At 60.6% G+C, this 16911-nt stretch carries 16 protein-coding genes; 2 read left to right on the top strand and 14 right to left on the bottom strand.

Features of this window, described 5'->3' with window-relative positions; translation table 11 throughout:
* Nucleotides 1–64: 64 nt before the first annotated feature.
* From JQ633_RS22960 to JQ633_RS22945, 4 genes are all read right to left on the bottom strand, one after another.
* Nucleotides 65–1093 carry an LLM class flavin-dependent oxidoreductase gene (locus tag JQ633_RS22960; protein ID WP_211987351.1) on the bottom strand — a complete coding sequence of 343 codons (1029 nt, stop codon included), beginning with the start codon at nucleotides 1091–1093 and terminating at the stop codon, nucleotides 65–67.
* 16 nt (nucleotides 1094–1109) lie between these two features.
* Nucleotides 1110–2498, bottom strand: a complete 1389-nt coding sequence (locus tag JQ633_RS22955; RefSeq protein WP_211987350.1) for an amidohydrolase family protein — start codon at nucleotides 2496–2498, stop codon at nucleotides 1110–1112.
* Nucleotides 2499–2500: 2 nt separating this feature from the next.
* Complete coding sequence (locus JQ633_RS22950) at nucleotides 2501–3613, bottom strand: alkene reductase (protein ID WP_211987594.1); 1113 nt, start codon at nucleotides 3611–3613, stop codon at nucleotides 2501–2503.
* Nucleotides 3614–3838: 225 nt separating this feature from the next.
* Complete coding sequence (locus tag JQ633_RS22945) at nucleotides 3839–5113, bottom strand: cytochrome P450 (RefSeq protein WP_211987349.1); 1275 nt, start codon at nucleotides 5111–5113, stop codon at nucleotides 3839–3841.
* 329 nt (nucleotides 5114–5442) lie between these two features.
* On the opposite strand from JQ633_RS22945, the gene JQ633_RS22940 reads away from it, so the two are divergent.
* Nucleotides 5443–7149 (top strand): extracellular solute-binding protein, encoded by a 1707-nt coding sequence (locus JQ633_RS22940; protein ID WP_211987348.1) that lies wholly within the window; start codon nucleotides 5443–5445, stop codon nucleotides 7147–7149.
* 20 nt (nucleotides 7150–7169) lie between these two features.
* On the opposite strand, the gene JQ633_RS22935 is transcribed toward JQ633_RS22940, so the two are convergent.
* From JQ633_RS22935 to JQ633_RS22910, 6 genes are all read right to left on the bottom strand, one after another.
* A complete protein-coding gene (locus JQ633_RS22935; RefSeq protein ID WP_211987347.1) occupies nucleotides 7170–7550 on the bottom strand; it encodes a nuclear transport factor 2 family protein in 381 nt (126 codons plus the stop codon).
* Between the two features lie 118 nt (nucleotides 7551–7668).
* Nucleotides 7669–8523, bottom strand: coding sequence for an SDR family oxidoreductase (locus JQ633_RS22930; RefSeq protein ID WP_211987346.1), 855 nt, complete (start codon nucleotides 8521–8523; stop codon nucleotides 7669–7671).
* A gap of 207 nt (nucleotides 8524–8730) precedes the next feature.
* Nucleotides 8731–9675, bottom strand: coding sequence for a LysR family transcriptional regulator (locus tag JQ633_RS22925; RefSeq protein WP_211987345.1), 945 nt, complete (start codon nucleotides 9673–9675; stop codon nucleotides 8731–8733).
* A 216-nt stretch (nucleotides 9676–9891) separates the two neighbouring features.
* A complete protein-coding gene (locus JQ633_RS22920) occupies nucleotides 9892–10776 on the bottom strand; it encodes an SDR family NAD(P)-dependent oxidoreductase (RefSeq protein ID WP_211987344.1) in 885 nt (294 codons plus the stop codon).
* A gap of 44 nt (nucleotides 10777–10820) precedes the next feature.
* Nucleotides 10821–11675, bottom strand: a complete 855-nt coding sequence (locus tag JQ633_RS22915) for an SDR family NAD(P)-dependent oxidoreductase (RefSeq protein ID WP_211987343.1) — start codon at nucleotides 11673–11675, stop codon at nucleotides 10821–10823.
* A gap of 385 nt (nucleotides 11676–12060) precedes the next feature.
* Nucleotides 12061–12675: a MarR family winged helix-turn-helix transcriptional regulator gene (locus JQ633_RS22910; RefSeq protein WP_211987342.1), complete on the bottom strand. Its 615-nt coding sequence runs from the start codon at nucleotides 12673–12675 to the stop codon at nucleotides 12061–12063.
* Between the two features lie 477 nt (nucleotides 12676–13152).
* Between JQ633_RS22910 and JQ633_RS22905 the strand changes: the two genes are divergently transcribed.
* Nucleotides 13153–13491, top strand: coding sequence for a DoxX family protein (locus JQ633_RS22905; RefSeq protein ID WP_211987341.1), 339 nt, complete (start codon nucleotides 13153–13155; stop codon nucleotides 13489–13491).
* An 89-nt stretch (nucleotides 13492–13580) separates the two neighbouring features.
* Here the strand turns inward: JQ633_RS22905 and JQ633_RS22900 are convergent, their stop codons facing one another.
* Genes JQ633_RS22900 through JQ633_RS22885 form a run of 4 tightly spaced genes read right to left on the bottom strand, consistent with a single transcriptional unit; the run spans nucleotide 13581 to nucleotide 16911 of the window.
* Nucleotides 13581–14294: an ABC transporter ATP-binding protein gene (locus JQ633_RS22900; protein WP_211987340.1), complete on the bottom strand. Its 714-nt coding sequence runs from the start codon at nucleotides 14292–14294 to the stop codon at nucleotides 13581–13583.
* A complete protein-coding gene (locus tag JQ633_RS22895; RefSeq protein WP_211987593.1) occupies nucleotides 14275–14991 on the bottom strand; it encodes an ABC transporter ATP-binding protein in 717 nt (238 codons plus the stop codon). The genes JQ633_RS22900 and JQ633_RS22895 overlap by 20 nt, the downstream gene beginning before the upstream one ends.
* A 47-nt stretch (nucleotides 14992–15038) precedes the next feature.
* Nucleotides 15039–16070: a branched-chain amino acid ABC transporter permease gene (locus tag JQ633_RS22890; protein ID WP_211987339.1), complete on the bottom strand. Its 1032-nt coding sequence runs from the start codon at nucleotides 16068–16070 to the stop codon at nucleotides 15039–15041.
* Nucleotides 16045–16911, bottom strand: coding sequence for a branched-chain amino acid ABC transporter permease (locus JQ633_RS22885; protein WP_211987592.1), 867 nt, complete (start codon nucleotides 16909–16911; stop codon nucleotides 16045–16047). The genes JQ633_RS22890 and JQ633_RS22885 overlap by 26 nt, the downstream gene beginning before the upstream one ends.

Raw genomic sequence — 16911 nt, 5'->3', positions numbered from 1 at the left:
GATGGGATTCGTCGCCAGGTCGCGGTATCCCCGCTCGACCAGGTGATCCGAGAACCCCACCTCTCTAAGCAATGATCCGTCGTACAATGGGAATGACCTTCGAGCCGAAGAGCTCGATACTCTGCATCAGATGCTCGTGAGAGAGAGTTCCTGCGCTGTATCTCATCTGGAAGCGGGAGATGTGCAGGGACCGAACGGTTTTGGCGATCTTGGCGGCAACCGTTTCAGGAGAGCCCACGTAGAGCGAGCCATGATCGGCTTCAAAGTCGAACTCGCTTCGCTGCAACGGCGGGCGACCTCTCGCGCCGTCGATCCTGTCGCGCAATTTCTTGTAGTGCGGCCACAATTCATCGCGGGCCTGCTGGTCGGTCGCCGCGACATATCCGGGAGAGTGAACACCGATCGACTGCGGCGATCTGCCGGCTTCGCTGCAGGCTCGTTCATAGAGATCGACGAATGGCCGAAATCGTCCCGGGTCTCCCCCGATGATGGCGAGCATCAGCGACATGCCGTATCGCGCGGCACGCACGACCGAGGCTGGGCTGCCTCCCACGCCGATCCAGGTCTTCAGCATGCCCGATGCCGGCTGCGGGAATACCTGCATGCCCTTCAACGGCGGCCGAAAGTCACCTTCCCAATGAACCGGCCGGTCCGTCGCCAGCCTGGAAAACAGGCTCAGCTTGTCTTCGAACAGACTGTCATGGTTCGACAAGTCATATCCGAACAGCGGGAACGACTCGACAAAGGCCCCGCGTCCCAAAATAACCTCAGCCCGTCCATTGGACACGGCGTCGACTGTAGAGAACCGCTGGAATACCCGTATAGGGTCGTCCGAACTCAGGACAGTCACCGCAGACCCCAGGCGGATCCTGTTCGTCCTCGCCGCGATCGCTCCGAGCACGACTTCCGGACACGATATCGCGAAGTCATCGCGATGGTGTTCGCCCACGCCGAAAAAGTCGACTCCCAGGGAGTCCGCGCGAATGGCCTCCTCCACGACGTTCCGAAGAACGCTGGCCTGCGAGAGGTGTTCGCCCGCCGTATCCGCGGAGACGTCCCCGAAAGTGTCCAATCCAAGTTCCAGCTCGCTCATTTTGCTTCAGCAGCTCTCAGCAGCAGCAAATCGGATTGCCGAGGCGACCGAACCGCGGCGTCAAGATGCCCCCCGCGGCCTGGCGTATGCGCAGGGCGGAGTGCTCTGCCCGCGCCACGATCCTGGAGGTATCGAATGCGGTCAGCTTTCCGTGGCGCTTGATGATACGACCGTCGACGAGAACCGTATCGACATTCGCCGGCATCGCCGATTGAACGATTGCAGTTTCGATATTGCCCCTCGGAGCGATGTTCAAATCGTTCGCGCGGACAAGAATGATGTCGGCTCGCTTGCCGGGAGTGATCGAGCCAATGACGTCGCCAAGCCCAAGCGCGATCGCTCCGTTGATCGTAGCCATCCTGATGACGTCATAGAATCCGATCGGCTTGAAATGCTCTGTCTCACTTTCCTTCCAGGGAATCGTCATGTTCCATGTCAAACGCATGTTCTCGAACATATTCGGAGGCGCGAGCGACGACGCATCCGACGAGAGCGTAACGAGAACACCTGCTGCTATGGCCTTGAGAAGCGCCGCGCGCGGATCGCCATAGTCCCCGAGCCGCAGCTCCGAGTGCGTCGCAAAGCTGAGCGGCGTGCGGGTCCTGGCGAGGACTGATCGATCGCTGTCCGTCGCCGCAATATAATGGCAGAACAGGAAATTCGGCCCCAGATATCCGCGCCGCTCGTAGTCCTCGGCATCGTCGGTGTTAGGCTTGCCTTGACTGGCATGAACCGAGATCGGGAGACCCGTCTTGAGAATTTGGTCCATTTCCGCGTGAAATACGTCCGGATCGCTTTGAAGCATTCCGCGAAGATTCACTCCGAGATGAACCAGGCCGTCGAAGCGTGCCGGGCCGTCGAACCATTCCCGCCGCACTCGATCGAGATCTTCGAACTCGTTGGCGACATCGGTCGCCAGCTGGTCGACGTGCCCGATCGAGTATCGCGCACGGATAAGAGACGCCTGGTGCGCACCCAACTCCGCATCGACATGCGCCGGGGACCTGTTGTTGTGCGACCAGTTGTTGACCGTCGTCACCCCGTTATAGGCAAGCTCCGCCAACCCCATCGATACACTGTTGTAGAAGTCGTCTGGACTATAGTGCGAGGCGGTCGCCCATTTGGCCTGATAATATTCAAAGCCGTCGTCACAAAGGAAATTGCGACCGACGGTGCTCCACATATGATAGTGGGTGTCCACCATGCCGGGCATGACAATCATGTCCGACGCGTCAATGACCTCACACGATTCTGCCGACAACCCATCACCGACTGCGACAATGGCACCGCCCTTCACCAGCAGGTCCGCCTTCGGCAACGTTCCCAGTTCTGGATCGACTGTGATGATCGATCCGCCCTTGATGAGATAGTTGCCGCGAGGAAGCGTCGGAGCTTCTCCAGCCATCTTCAGCGCCCGCCTTCCGAGGCCGAGGCCAACGATGGATAGTCAGTATAACCGCGCGCGCCGCCCTCATAGAACGTGGCAACGTCCGGCGCGTTGAGTGCGGCGTTTGCGCGGAATCTTGCCGGAAGGTCGGGGTTGGCGAGGAACAGCGCGCCGAAAGACACCAGATCAGCACTTCGATCCCGAAGCGCAGCATTGGCGCTGTCGAAATCAAATCCGCAGTTGGCCATGAGAACACCACTCCACAAGCTGCGGAAGAAGCGCATGTCGGGTAGCGTACCGCTCTCGATCGTGTGCCCCGCCTGAGGGCGGACCACGTGAAGATACGCCAGCCCGCGTGCGGCCAATTCCGTCACCGCGACGGCAAACGTAGCGGCCGGATGACTGTCGGAAATGTCGTTGAAGGGATTCGTCGGAGACAGCCTGACACCGACGCGATCAGCGCCCCACACCTCCGTGATGGCGTCGCACGCCTCGATCAGGAGTCGAGAACGGTTCAGGGCCGTGCCGCCGTAGCGATCAGTCCGCCGGTTGGTCTTGTCCCGAAGGAATTGATCGATCAGGTAGCCGTTCGCCGCGTGGAGCTCCACTCCGTCGAATCCCGCCTGGTGCGCATGTCGGGCAGCCTGGCGGTACTGATCGACGATCGTCTTGATTTCGTCTGTCTCCAACGCCCGCGGCGTCTCGAACGGCCGCATTCCTGACAATGTGAAGATCTCTCCGGCCGGTTTCAGCGCCGAGGGCGCTACGGGCAGCCCGCCACCAGGTTGCAGGGAGGGATGCGAAATCCGTCCGACGTGCCAAAGCTGTGCGAAGATGCGCCCCCCGGCATCATGCACGCGCTCGGTGACCTTCTTCCAACCCGCCACCTGTTCGCTCGAGTGGAGGCCTGGCGTACCCGGATAGCCGATGCCTTGTTGTGAAATCTGGGTGCCTTCCGTGATGACGAGACCCGCAGTCGCGCGTTGGGCGTAATATGCTGCGCTCAGATCGCCGGGCACCTCACCGGCCTCGGCGCGATTGCGCGTCATGGGGGCCATGACGATCCGGTTCGGAAGCTGGGTCGGCCCCAGCTTCAAAGGTGAAAACAGATCAACCGCACCGTCTCTCGTCATGGCCTGCACCGTCGCTGGGTAATTGAAGATCAATTGGCAGAGGAAGATTGCAGCCGGGCGCTGCGCGTTGAACCGCAAACATTCTCAAAACGAGAATCCTGAAGCGCGTTGACCTCACGACTGGAATGGCGACAGCGGGATGCTCGTAGAAATGCCTGCAGTCGGGCCGCTTTTGCGACTGCATGCATTTCGTCACGGAAGGACCGGAGAAACGGCTGACGCGTCCTATGCGTGCAGCCGCACCGGCAAGTTCTCGTAGCCGCGAATGAAAAACGAACGTACCCGCCGGGGCTCACCGACGACTTCGACGTGTTTAAACCGCTTGAGGATCTCCTCCCATATCACCCGCAGCTGCACTTCGGCGAGCCGCTGCCCCATGCAACGATGGATACCGAAGCCGAAGGACAGGTGCTGGCGTGAATTCGGACGTTCGATCCAGAAATCATTGGGTCGCTCGATCTTCGATTCATCGCGGTTCCCGGAGACGTACCAGATCGCGACCTTGTCACCGGCCTTTATGACCCGTTCGCCGATCTCCATATCCTGCTTGGCGCGGCGACGCATGTAGGCGATCGGCGTCTGCCAGCGGATCGTTTCCGACACCATGTTCGGGATCAGGCCATGGTTGGCCTTCAGGCGTTCGTATTGTTCCGGATTCTGATTGAGGGCGTAAATGCTCCCGGAGATCGTATTGCGTGTGGTGTCATTGCCGCCGCTGATCAGCAGGACAAGATTCCCCAGATACTCGAATCGATCCATGTTCTTCGTCGCCTCGCTGGTCGCGAGCATGGAGATGAGGTCGGACCCGCCGGGGCTGGCGGCGCGCTCCTTCCAGACCTCGGTGAAGTAGTTGAGGCACTCGAGCAGCTCGGCCTTGCGCTGCTCCTTGCTGATGACGAGCCCGGCGTCCTCCGACGAGGTCGCGACGTCGGACCAGCGCGTCAACTTGCGGCGGTCGGCTTGGGGGATGTCGAACAGCGTGGCGAGCGTCATGGCCGTGAGCTCCATCGACACCTTGTCGACCCAGTCGATCTCCTCACCGATCGGCAACGCATCAAGGATATCGCCCGCGCGTTGACGGATCAGCGGTTCGAGTGCGGCGATGGCCGGCGGATGAGCCACGTTGTTGACCGCCTTGCGCTGCGTCGTGTGGGTCGGCGGATCCTTCGCGATCAACATCGGCAAGGGCAACTCCTCCTCCGGATCGCGCAAGATGATGGCGGGCTCCGAGGAGAACGCGACGTGGTTGGTGTCTATGGCGACGATGTCGTCCCAACGCGTGATCGACCAAAAGGGACCAAACTGCGAGTCCGGCGTCAGATGCACAGGCGCGTCGCGGCGCAAGCGCTCGAAATACGCGAGTTCCGCACCGAGGCCGAAGATATGGGGGTCAGCGGGGTCGATCTGGTCGAGCGGCATGGACCGGGCGCAGGCTTCCGCCTCAGCGCGCGTAGCCGGTCGATTCTTCTCGGACTTCATCGGACTTGCGTGTGCGGTCATCGTCAATTCCTCCTTGATCGTTGAACGGCGGAGAGGGCTCTGCAACGCATCGTCTGGCGCAGGATCAGATCGCGGCCAGATGGCGCGCGAATGCGAACCCGGCGAGAAGCGATGTGGCGAGAGCAACCTCACGATTTCCGCATTTGTGCGGCCGTTCGCAACCGTGCAGCGAGTGCAGTTTTGCCAATCAAATTCGCAATCTTGCGATTTCAAATGAGAGGATCGGAGCGGATCATTTCTCGATCGCGGGGACGAGCCCGCCATCAGCCACCGGATCCCTGGCGGATCGGCCCAAAGAGCCAACGACCTAACGATGCGGCGCCCCTTACATGACCGAACGTGAGCTGCTCCGCATTATCGACTTCGTCGAACGGGTCCGCATCCCGTTCGATAGAAGCTTCCAATCTGCGTCGCCTGACGCGACGTGGAATATCATCCTCTTTCTTTTCAGAAGAACACTGCAGGGACATGACGTAACGAAGTCCTCGCTGGCCTCGAGCTCGGACATTCCGTTTCCGAGCGCAATGCGGCGAATCCATCAACTCATCGCGGATGGCGACGTCGATCAGATTCCGAGAACGCCGAACGCAAAAGCAACATTGCTCGTACCCAGCCAGCGTCTGAAGGCTGAATTCGTTCAGTATGCCCTGAACGTAAAGAGCCTGTTGTCCGATGTATGGAGCCAGACGACTGCGGGCGCCGACCCGGAAGATTACTATTTCGGAGCCAGGAACGTGACCGGCCAGATGGCGCCTCCCCCCTTCAAGCGTCACCCGAGCACCCGCGACACACATACAGACCTTCGGTTCCTTCTTCACAAGGACAGCTATTTCGCTTCCATGAGGAATCTTTTTTCCGACTTCCGAAACAAGTTCGCCTCGAAGCGCAATTTCTCGCTGCTTTCTACGCCCGATCTCCACCAAGCACTGTTCGCGCAGGCCAATTGCGAACGCGCATCATTCGACATCGTTTCACTCGACATTGCGTGGCTCGGGGAAGCGGTGGAGCGCGGCATGATCCAGGCACTCGATCCATTTCTGATGGACCGAGACGTCAACCCCGGCGATTTTCACCCCTCGGTCTGGGCCGGCGGAAGCTGGGGAAACCAGCAATATGGCATCCCCATATACAGTACGTTCGAGACCCTGGCGGTGCGGCGAGACCTCATTAACGACCAGCAAATCGCCATGCCGACAAATTTCGAGACGGTGATGGAGGTCGCCCGACAAACCCACGATCCGAAGCGCGGAATGAGCGGCATCGTCTGGAATGCGGGCAAAGGCCGACCCGTTGCGCAGACTTTCATGTTCCTGCTCGGCGCCTGCGGACACTCGGTGCTCAATTTGCCGGTCTCACGCAATCGGATCGATTACAGCAAGTTGACGAGCGACATGTACCGGCCGAGGTTCGAGACCGAACAGGCCTATCAAGTTCTCGAATATATGCATGGGCTGCTGAAGTATTCTCCGCCCGACATCCTGGGACTGGACGCGACGAGTGCGCTGGAGAACTTCATGCTCGGAAGGTCGGCGATGATCTATTGCTGGGGCAGCGATGCGTCCCGGCTGGAGTACGACACCAAATCGAGGGTCAAGCGCAATGTCGACTACCTCATGCACCCGCGCGGCCCGGGAGGACTCAGCACCAGCCCCGTCGGAGGCTTTCTATTGGCAATCCCTGCCAAATTGCCCAAGGAGCGATCACGACTGGCGTTCGACGTTATCTCGTGGATGACCTCCCCTTCGGCCATGAGGGAGCATGTCAAGAATGGCGTCCCCATCGCCCCCTGCTTCAGCGTGAAGGCGGATCCGGAGATGACGCCGACGACGCCGATCGTGCACATGGTCGAAACTGCCATTCGACACAATCGGCTGTCGACGTGGCAGCGGCCGCCAATCAGAGAGTATAGCCGCATGGAACGCATCATCGGGCAACATGTCTTTTCGGCGCTGACGGGCGAGGTGAGCGATCAAGCGGCCCTGAGGCTCTGCCAAGATGCAGTTGATGGGCTCATGCGTCAGTCCTTGCGCTATTGAACCCGGCGTGATGCGTCGCGTCACATCATCCCGTTGGAATTCAGCGCAGTCGACGGCACCGGCTCGACGACATCCCAGTGCTCGACGACCTTGCCGCCTTCCACTCTAAAGATGTCGACGACGGCCAAGCCCGGCTCTCCCGGAATTTTGACGATGTGAGCGTGAGTGACGACCAGGTCATCTTCCGCGATGACGCGCTTGATCATCAGCTTCATGTCCGGAAATGACGTCAACAGACCGCGTACGAACGCGACAAATCCTTGCGTGCCATCGGCGACCCGCGGATTATGCTGAATGTAGGTCGCTCCCGCGTACTCACTTGCGGCCCGCTCCGGGGCCCCGCGAAACGCCGTCTCGTAGAACGCGAGGACGACTTTCTTATTGGCTTCGAGATTGTGCATGGTGGACTCCAGCAATTGAATCGGGAACAGTCGGGTGCACGCCGTGCTGCAACCGCCATCCATGCGACAACGCGACCGCCCCCGATCCGAGAGCCGCCACCAGGCTTGCGCCGCCCCGTCAAGTCGCGAGCATTGCTTCCAGGTAGCGCGGCAGAGGCGTTGCGGGGCGACTGATCAGCTTTTGCAGATCGCCGCTGTCGTCCATGAGTTCACCGGCCGCGATAGCTCGATCGACGTCAACCAGAAAGTCAGCGAAGGCCGTCGGCAGGCCCGCTTCCGTGAGAATGTTGCGATGCTCCGCACTGCCGACGTTGCGATAGTCGATCTTGCGATCAACGAGCCTGCTTAGCTCTCGGGCCATGTCGGCGTATGTCCACGCCACATCGCCGGCCAATTCATACACTCGGCCAGGCGGCGTCCTTCCAGTCAGCGCGGCTACGGCAGCTTCGGCGTAATCACCTCGCGTCGCCATGGATTGGGCGCCGTAGCCGGCGCTCCCCAGCAGGACGCCTCGGAGCATTGCGACCCGCAGCTTGATTCGGCAGTTCTCGGCATACCATCCATTGCGCAAGATGGTGAACGGGAGCCCGGACGCCCGAATTGCTTGTTCGGTCTGACGATGTTCGTCGGCAAATGCCATGGTGCAGGTGTCGGCGTGGAGCATGCTCGTATAAACGAAATGCTTCACGCCGACGGCTCTGGCAGCATCGATGACATTCTTATGTTGTGAAACGCGACGCCCGATGTCGCTGCTTGAAATCAACAACACCTGCTCGGCACCCGAGAAAGCCGCCGACAGCGATTCCGGCACATCATAGTCGGCCGACACGATCCGCACCCCGTATCCGGAAAGCCGCTCTGCCCGATGGACGCTTCTTACGGCAAGGCACACCTCCTTGGGAGGAACCTTGAACACCAGACGCTCGACGACGTGTTGTCCCAACTCCCCGGTCGCGCCAGTTATGACTATCATCGCTTCCTCTATCCTTCGTTGTCGTCCCGCGGGAACATGATCAGCGCGGCTCACAAGCGCAGCTGATGTTCCGGGCGGGTGCGCAGGTCATCATAAGGACCAAGGTCCGCGAACGTGTCGATTGCAATTCTGCCAATCTCTCTCGCAGCATTGCCAATGATCGAGACTCGTATGCGAGAATTTGCGTCCCGCCCCCGGCAAACAACTCTATCGCAAGTTCGCATCGAGATGCATTCGGCAGTCTCTCGATTGCGCATCCTCCGCAGGAGGTCGCTGCTGTCGCTCCTGACTGAACAGGGACCTGTTCAGGGAGCCGAACGCTCGCACCAGAAACTCGATCGTTCTTCGGACGTGCAGTGATCGTGTTCGGTCCCGCCGCGCGACGAGCCATAGTTCGGAAACAAGGACTTCATCGTCGAACCTGACCAGACCTTGCTTTGCCTTGGCCATGAAGCACGGCAAAGTCGCAACTCCCATGCCTGCCTCGCAGAGCTGCATCAACAAGGGATAATTGTCGACCCGGGCGACGACATTCCGGATCTCGCCTCGACGCCCGACTGATCCAAATTCATGATCGCGGTGCCAGAAATTCGCGGATAGAGAGACTGTGTCCACCGACCTCGCGTCCCGCGTTCTGAGATGGTCGATCCTGCTCTCGGCTGCATACCGGCCGAACGGGACTTCGGCGACTTTGCGAATGCCCGCCGTGCCACGCGTCGGACGCGCCAGCGTAATTGCCAGGTCCACCCCCTCCGTCTCGACATCGACGAGATGATTTTCAGTGGTGATATCGAGAAGAATCTCCGGATTTTCAGCACGAAACGCCTGAAGCGGCCTGATCAACAGGCCGGCGAAGAAGCCTTGCATCGTCACTCGAACGATGCCGCCTCCTCGTCCACCCTGCGACTGCTGTTGAAAATGCTCGGCTGAAATCTCCATGTTCATCGCCGCCGCGATCAACCCCTCGCGACCCGGCCGCAATGTGACGCCTCGAACATCGCGCGCAAACAGTGACATGCCGATGCTGCTTTCCAGCGCCTGGATCTTCCGGCGCACCGTAGACATGTCCATGCTCAACGCCTGAGACGCGCCTTCGTAGCTCCCCGCGCGATGCAGAGCCAGGAAGACACGGATCAGGTCCCACGATCTCATCGTTGGTCCCGGAAGTGTTGCGTTTCGAGCTGTGCAGTCCTGGTCGCTGCGGTGAATTTCAAGCACGATACGTCGCCCTCGGCTGCGAGAGGTAACTCGTGGTGAACCTACGTGAAGCGGAAACGTCGCATGACTGATACGGCTTCCCGGAACGCGGAACACACGTCCGCCGGGCGCCGCCGATCTCGTCTGGGCCTCATGCTGCACTCTCGCGCGTCATGAGGGCGCCTTATCGACCGCCTTGAACACCGATAGCGGCTCCGGACTCCGGCTCGGGGCTGGCGGAATGCGCCCATCGATGTCCGTGAAGCCGTACTCCTGGGCCAATTCCGAGACGAGCAGGATCTGTCCGCTCTTCCGCATGACGTCGGGATCGGAAGCCAACGCCGCGATCGCTCGGCCGGCGAAGATCGGCGTTTCGCCTCTCTCGACGATCGACCTTGCAAGAGCAGCGGGCATGTGGTCGCTTCCGGCAATGAACTTCTCCGTCATGAGATAGCCTGGCCAGATCGAGACGGCAGCGATGCCGAACGGTCTGAGCTCATGCGCCATGTCGACGGCCATTCTGTCCACGCAACACTTTTGTACACCGAACGGAACATTGAACGTGTACCGGACGCCACCGCCGGAGGACGTATTCACGATCAAGCCGCGCTTGCCGCCGAGCATCAGCGGCACACCGAACCGGCTCGCAACGTAATGCGAGCGCAGACCGACCCGGTGCAGGCCGTCCCACAGGTCCACCGGCGTTTCCCAGAAGGGTATGTTGGTCGGCATCACTTTCGGCTCGGCAAACACGTTGTTCACGAGCACGTCGAGGCCGCCATGATCGCGAGCCACGCGGGAAAACAGATCTTCGACTTCCGAATCGACCGAGTGATCGCACTCGATGCCGATTCCCGTTCCGCCGGCTCGTTCTATTTCCGCGATCGTCTCGTCGAGCGAGCCAGGCCATTGGCCCGCGCCGCTCTTGCGGGTTCTCGCGGTGACAATGATGGTGGCGCCGGCTTCAGCGAGACCAATCGCGGATCCCTTCCCGACGCCACGGCTGCCCCCCGTCACAACCGCAATGCAACCCTCGAGCCGTTTGCTTCTCGACATCGACCGTCCTTCCATTGTGTCTTTCACGTCAATCGACCGGGAGGTCACGCGTTCGCGTCGCTCTGATCCCACACTGGAACGCCCTGCGGGATACGTCCGTCGATGTCGGTGAAGCCGTATTCGGCGGCCAGCTCGGAGACCACCAGGATTTTCCCCGTCTTCCGCATGATCGAAGGATCGCTGGCCAGCGCCGCGACGGCGCGACCTGCAAAGAGTGGCGTCTCGCCTTGTTCCGCGATCAACCCGGCAAGACGCCGGGGGACGCGATCGGGTTGAGCTGCGAGCTTTTCGCTCTTGAGAAACCCCGGCCAGATTGATACGGCGGCGATCCCGTACGGCTTCAGTTCATGCGCCATGTCGCGGGCCATTCGGTCGACGCCGGATTTCTGCACGCCGAACGGGACGTTGAATGTGTAACTGCCTCCGGCGGGAGACGACGTATTCACGATCAATCCGTTCCTTCGATTCAGCATCAAGGGCACGGCAAACCGGCTCGCGACGAAATGGGAACGCAAACCAACCGTGTGCAGGAGGTCCCAGATCGAAACCTCGGTCGTCCAGAACGGCTGGTTGATTGGCATGGTGCTGGGCGCCGCGAAGACATTGTTCACGAGAACATCCAGCCCGCCATAGTCACGCGCCAGATTGGCGAAGATTGCTTCAACGGCCTTGTCATCGGCATGGTCGCACTCGAACGCGATGCCTTTGCCGCCGACGCGATGGATCTCTTCTATCGTTTCATCCAATGATCCCGGCCACTCGCCGGTTCCGCTCTCGCGGGTACGCGCAGTCACCACGACGGTCGCGCCGGCCTCGGCGAGTCCCACCGCCACACCCTTGCCTGCGCCACGGCTCGCTCCGGTGACGAGTGCGATACAGCCATCCAACCGCCTCAACATTCTTCGATTCCTCCCAGTATCCCTCTTCGACCATCGTCGTTGCATTCCTGTGATGCGAAGGGTTCCTCCCCGCTTCTTTTCTTTCGAGGAAGTAAATTATCATACTAGTAACATATCTAGTCAATAGCGCTTTTCATGGCTGCTTGAGCCCGAAACTGAATCGCTTCGGGCGCGCGCACACCCTGTCCGCGAGAGCTCAGCGGCGAATCAAGGGTCGGCATTGCCCCTAATATCCGTGCCTGGACTTGGCTTCGGTGCAGTCCTTCAACGACAAGGACGATGTTGCCGCAGGGAGCGATGGGCTCACGGCCTCGCTCCGGCGAACATGCCAATTACGATACTAGTAAAATAGATGATCAGCGCCGCTTTCGGGGCCCGGAGCGGTTCAGCGGCCGGATCGATCGGAAACGGAGCGGCCCTTGGCACGGGGCCGTCTACCGCTCGGCTTTTTGGCCCCTGCGAGCAGCAGTTTCCTCAAGCAATGATCGAGCACGGCGAGCTCTGCACGGGTCAGTCCGCTTTCGGCTTTGGTATACGCCACATCGCGCGCGATCTCGGCGATACCGCGGTCAGCCGTTGCCAGACCCTTGGCGGTCAGCCGAACCAGTTCGGAGCGCCCATCGTCGCTTGCCGAAACACGCAAAATGAACCCTTCGTCTTGCAGCTTGGCCACCCGCTTCGTGACGGCTGCCGACGTCACCAGCAATGCACGAAAGAGGTCGGTCGGGCGCATTTCATAGGGCTTGCCCGACCGCCGCAGAGCCAGGAGAAGATACAAGTCGCTCAGGCTCAGACCGACGGCCCTGGATATCTCCTCGCCCCGGGACTTTTGCTGTTGGTTGACACCGTCCAAACGCAGCAACGTGCAAACCAGTTCCAGATCCAGCTCCGGGCGCTGCACGGCCCAGGCCGCCTCGATCGTGTCGTAGATGGAGCCGCTCTCGATCAGCTTGACCGCAGCGGCCTTCGATAGGATGCGCCTCGCACTGCTTCCCGCCATTTGGCTCGATTCCCGAACGGCCCCCAAGCTGCCAGAACGACACCATCGTTCGGCATTCGGCGAGCCGATTGCACTATCGCCCGATTATCCTGTTCCTTCATACAACGAGAAGCCGAAAGGTAAACCCGACAAGTCGCTTACCCACCGGAATGGCCGCGGCCGGTGCATACCGGCGCTTGCGACTCTGGGCCGTTTTGCACGAGGGAAGGTCGGCGGACACCCCAAGCGCGCCCTGCCGAGCCAAGCCGGAAGACGAGCGGGCCCCATACTCTCACAATGAGAATCTTATGAGATGGCCAGGCGTACAACGAACGCTACCCTACGTGTCATGGGCGCATTCCGCCGAACCTGGCGAAAAATGCTGCTGATCAGCAACGCGATTTCGACACGTAACGAACACGACCCGCATGCCGGGAAGCGCGATCACGCGACGACATGACGTCCGGCCATGCTCGACCTCCGCCGAAGGAAGCCACCGTGAATACCCTTGAACAAACCGTTCTGTATTCGATGACTGCAGTCTTTTTGATTTCCTCGGGCCTGAACATCGCCGGGCCATCCTTTGTGCGGGAGGAGTTCGCACGCTGGCATTACCCACCCTGGCTCCGATATGGCGTCGGATGTTGCGAGCTGGGCGCTGCCGTCGGGTTCGCGATGCCGGGATATCAGGCATTTGGAGCGCTCATGGCGCTCGCCGTACTCGTCGGAGTGTTCGTCTCTCTCCTTAGAACACGAGAATGGCTCCGCATGATGCTTCCCGCAATTCTCGTGTCACTTTCCACGTCCGTGCTGGTCGACAATTGGCATCTGCTCTAGTCCTGAGAGCGAAAGTAGTTTTGAAAGCCTGGTATCGCCCGCTCCGGGTCGACGGTGCAGACGCCGATACATCCGGAATTGCAACGAAGTCAGTGCAGCCCGACGCCGAGCAAGCGCTCCACCATGCCGGGATCCGCGCGCAACTGGGAGCATTCCCCGCTCCAGACCGATCTTCCACGTTCGACGACCATCACCTGATCGGCAAATTGCAGCGCGCGCTCGATTTGCTGCTCAACCAGAACGATCGTCATTGCACCTGAAGCCGCCAGCGACGTTATGATCTCCATGATCTGGTCGCAGATGACCGGAGCCAGCCCCTCAAGTGGCTCATCCAGAAGGAGAATGGATGGCCTGCCGAGCAGCGTCCTCGCAAGCGAAAGCATCTGCTGCTCGCCGCCGGATAGCTGACCGCCGAAATGACGCCGCCGCTCCGCCAATCTCGGAAACAACGCATAAGCCTCGTCGAGAGCGCCGCGACGGCGCCCCTTGAGGCCGGTGATCAAATTCTCCTCGACTGTCAATGAACGGAAAATGTCGCGGGTTTGCGGCACGTAGCCGATACCATGCTTCGCGCGCGCGGACGCCTTGAAGCCGGTGAGATCGACGTCACCCGCGACGATGCTGCCTGCATGATGGGTCGTCAGGCCCATCAGCGACGCTAGCAAGGTCGTCTTGCCGACACCGTTTCGACCAAGGATGCTGAGACGGCCGCCTTGCGCAACCTCGAACGACATGTCGTCGACGACCCGCGTCGGGCCATAGCCCGCACTCAACCCTGTGACTTCAATGCGTGTGGCATGCATCTGCGTAACTACCTAGATAAGCTCGACGCACTTCCTGATGGCTTGTGACTTCTGCCGGGTTGCCTTGAAAGATCAATCGTCCATTTGCCAGGACGAGTACACGGCGTGCGAACCTGAAGACGAGGTCCATGTCGTGCTCGATCATCAAGACGGCAATGTGCGCCGGCAGCCGGTCGATCGCTTCAATGATCCTGGAGGATTCATCCGACGGCACCCCCGCCGCCGGTTCGTCCAGAAGCAAGACCTTGGGTTCGAGAGCGAGTCCGATCGCGAGGTCAAGAAGCCGCTGCTGGCCATAGGCCAGTTGCGAGACCTGCCGATCGGCCAGATGGGCGATATCCAACACGCCGAGGACCCGCTGCCACTCGCGACGGATATCCGTCCGACCGATCGCCGAAGAGAAAACTCTCTTGGTGAGTCCCTTCTTCTGCATGACGGCCAGCGCGACGTTCTCGGCAACCGTCAGGCTGGTGAACAGCCTTGTGATCTGGAACGTCCTGATCAAGCCGGCATCGACGCGGCGAGGAATCGAATGCGTGGTCATGTCGACGCCGCCGACCAGAATGCAGCCTTCCGAGGGCTGCAGGTCGCCGGAAATGACGTTGATGAGCGTGGTCTTGCCGGCTCCGTTTGGACCGATCAGCGCGACCCGGTCACCTTCCGCGACACTGAACGAAACATCGTCGTTGACCTTCATTCCCCCGAAGGCCTTCGAGACGTGACGCAGTTCAAGCAAGGGCCGGGTCACGCGCGGCTCCTCAGTGCGGACGCAACTCGCCCCGTCAGCGAGATCGCCAGCGGTAGCAAGCCCTTCGGCGCGAACAGGACGACCGCAATCAGCAATGCCCCGACCATCGTCATCCAATGGAATGGATTCGCCGCCGAGACATAGTGCTCGAACACCTGAAAGACGATCGATCCGATCAGCGCACCCCACAAGCTTCCGGCGCCGCCCAACACAAGCATGACGAGCGCCTCCGCCGACCGTTCGAAGCTGACGCTATCAAGGCCGACGACACCTGTATTGATTGCCGCGAGCGATCCGCCGATGCCGGCAACGACACCGGACACGCCGTACATGAGTACGAGCCGGGGATAGACCCGAGCGCCGATCATGCGCGCGCGAAGACTATCGTCCTTGATGGCCCGACAGAGGAGCCCGAAGGGTGAGCGCACAATCCTGAGCAGCACGACAAAGACGACGATCAGCACAGCAACGGAAAACACGTAGCCGGTGCGACCGTAAATATCGAACGCGTAGATACCGAAAACACGCCCCGGCGAAATGCCGGACAACCCGTCGCTGCCACCCGTCAGCCCGGAGAGCTTGTTCGCCAGGGCCGCGACCAGCTGTCCCACGGCAATCGACAGGACCAGCTGCGGGAGCCCCTTGAACCTCGTGATGAGGGCGCCGGAGGCCAGCCCCATGAGGGCCCCCGCCAACGCTCCGGCGACGAGCAGGAGCAGAGGATCGGATTGCCCGGCAAGGCATAGGTTGCCCACCGCATATGCACTCACGCCAAAAATGGCCGAATGCCCAAGAGTAGCGACGCCGCTATAGCCGGTCACCAGATCGAGTGACAGCACCAGCAGTGCTATGCTGATCAATCTCGTCAGGAACGCGAGGTCGTCAGGAAACAGCACATAGCCGAAGGCAGCGAGCGTCAGCATGATCGCGACGGCACGCAATTCGACCGGAATCGCGATTCGAGCGGGAATTGCATCTTCCGCGAGGGTTCGATCGGTCACGTCAGTGCTTCCTCCCCAATAGACCATTCGGGAAAAGGAACACGACGAGGATCACCGCCAGATAGAAGAAGAATTCGCCGTACTCCGGCGCCAGGTACTTGCCGGTCGTGTCCGCGAGGCCAAGCAGGATGGAGGCTGCCACCGCCCCCGGTATCGATCCCGCTCCGCCGACCGAGACGACGACCAGGAACACCACCATGTACCTCAATGCGTAGAACGGCTCGATCGGCAGCAGTTCCGCGCCCACGACGCCGCCGAATGCCGCCAGCCCGACCGCGAGTGCGAAGGTCGCCGAGAAGAGGATCTGCGTCTTGATCCCAAGCGCCTCCGCCATGTCCCCGTTGTCGACCGCAGCGCGCAAGCGAATTCCGAACCCGGTGCGGTCGATCAACAGCCATAGCAGGCCGGCGGTGCACACCCCGCACGCCACGGCGAACAACCGATGAGCCGGGATCATCCTGAAGCCGAGATCAACCGGACCGCTCAGCATTGCGGGTAGCGGTATGGACTTGGTCGTTGGGCCCATCAAGTAGTTGGCAACGCCGATGATGACGAACGCGATTCCGATCGTGAGCAACAACTGGGTCAGTTCGTCCGACTTGCGGTAGATCCGCCGATAGAGGAGAAACTCGATCGGAAGCGCGATGACGATCGTGCCCAGGACCGCCAGGGCTATCGCGAGCGGATAGCCCAGCCCGGCACTCTTGAGGGCAAAGGATGCGAGGTATCCCCCGATCATGGAAAATGCGCCATGTGCAAGGTTCACCACTCGCATCAGTCCCATCATGATGGAGAGGCCGATGGAGATGATGAAGAGGACCATCCCGTACGAGATGGCGTCCAGGCCGATACTGAGCGACGTCCGCAA

Source organism: Bradyrhizobium tropiciagri, from assembly GCF_018130505.1.
GTDB classification, from domain to species: Bacteria; Pseudomonadota; Alphaproteobacteria; order Rhizobiales; family Xanthobacteraceae; genus Bradyrhizobium; species Bradyrhizobium tropiciagri_B.
Note: the sequence above shows the minus strand (reverse complement) of the source record. Positions and strands in the feature narration are given on the sequence as shown.

What these genes read in the sequence shown, in the direction of transcription:
- JQ633_RS22955 (WP_211987350.1), bottom strand. Translation starts at nt 2,498, where the DNA reads ATGGCTGGAGAAGCTCCGACGCTTCCTCGCGGCAACTATCTCATCAAG.
- JQ633_RS22900 (WP_211987340.1), bottom strand. Translation starts at nt 14,294, where the DNA reads ATGCATGCCACACGCATTGAAGTCACAGGGTTGAGTGCGGGCTATGGC.
- JQ633_RS22945 (WP_211987349.1), bottom strand. Translation starts at nt 5,113, where the DNA reads ATGACCGCACACGCAAGTCCGATGAAGTCCGAGAAGAATCGACCGGCT.
- JQ633_RS22950 (WP_211987594.1), bottom strand. Translation starts at nt 3,613, where the DNA reads ATGACGAGAGACGGTGCGGTTGATCTGTTTTCACCTTTGAAGCTGGGG.
- JQ633_RS22895 (WP_211987593.1), bottom strand. Translation starts at nt 14,991, where the DNA reads ATGAAGGTCAACGACGATGTTTCGTTCAGTGTCGCGGAAGGTGACCGG.
- JQ633_RS22940 (WP_211987348.1), top strand. Translation starts at nt 5,443, where the DNA reads ATGACCGAACGTGAGCTGCTCCGCATTATCGACTTCGTCGAACGGGTC.
- JQ633_RS22920 (WP_211987344.1), bottom strand. Translation starts at nt 10,776, where the DNA reads ATGTCGAGAAGCAAACGGCTCGAGGGTTGCATTGCGGTTGTGACGGGG.
- JQ633_RS22960 (WP_211987351.1), bottom strand. Translation starts at nt 1,093, where the DNA reads ATGAGCGAGCTGGAACTTGGATTGGACACTTTCGGGGACGTCTCCGCG.
- JQ633_RS22890 (WP_211987339.1), bottom strand. Translation starts at nt 16,070, where the DNA reads ATGGTCTATTGGGGAGGAAGCACTGACGTGACCGATCGAACCCTCGCG.
- JQ633_RS22925 (WP_211987345.1), bottom strand. Translation starts at nt 9,675, where the DNA reads ATGAGATCGTGGGACCTGATCCGTGTCTTCCTGGCTCTGCATCGCGCG.
- JQ633_RS22935 (WP_211987347.1), bottom strand. Translation starts at nt 7,550, where the DNA reads ATGCACAATCTCGAAGCCAATAAGAAAGTCGTCCTCGCGTTCTACGAG.
- JQ633_RS22930 (WP_211987346.1), bottom strand. Translation starts at nt 8,523, where the DNA reads ATGATAGTCATAACTGGCGCGACCGGGGAGTTGGGACAACACGTCGTC.
- JQ633_RS22910 (WP_211987342.1), bottom strand. Translation starts at nt 12,675, where the DNA reads ATGGCGGGAAGCAGTGCGAGGCGCATCCTATCGAAGGCCGCTGCGGTC.
- JQ633_RS22915 (WP_211987343.1), bottom strand. Translation starts at nt 11,675, where the DNA reads ATGTTGAGGCGGTTGGATGGCTGTATCGCACTCGTCACCGGAGCGAGC.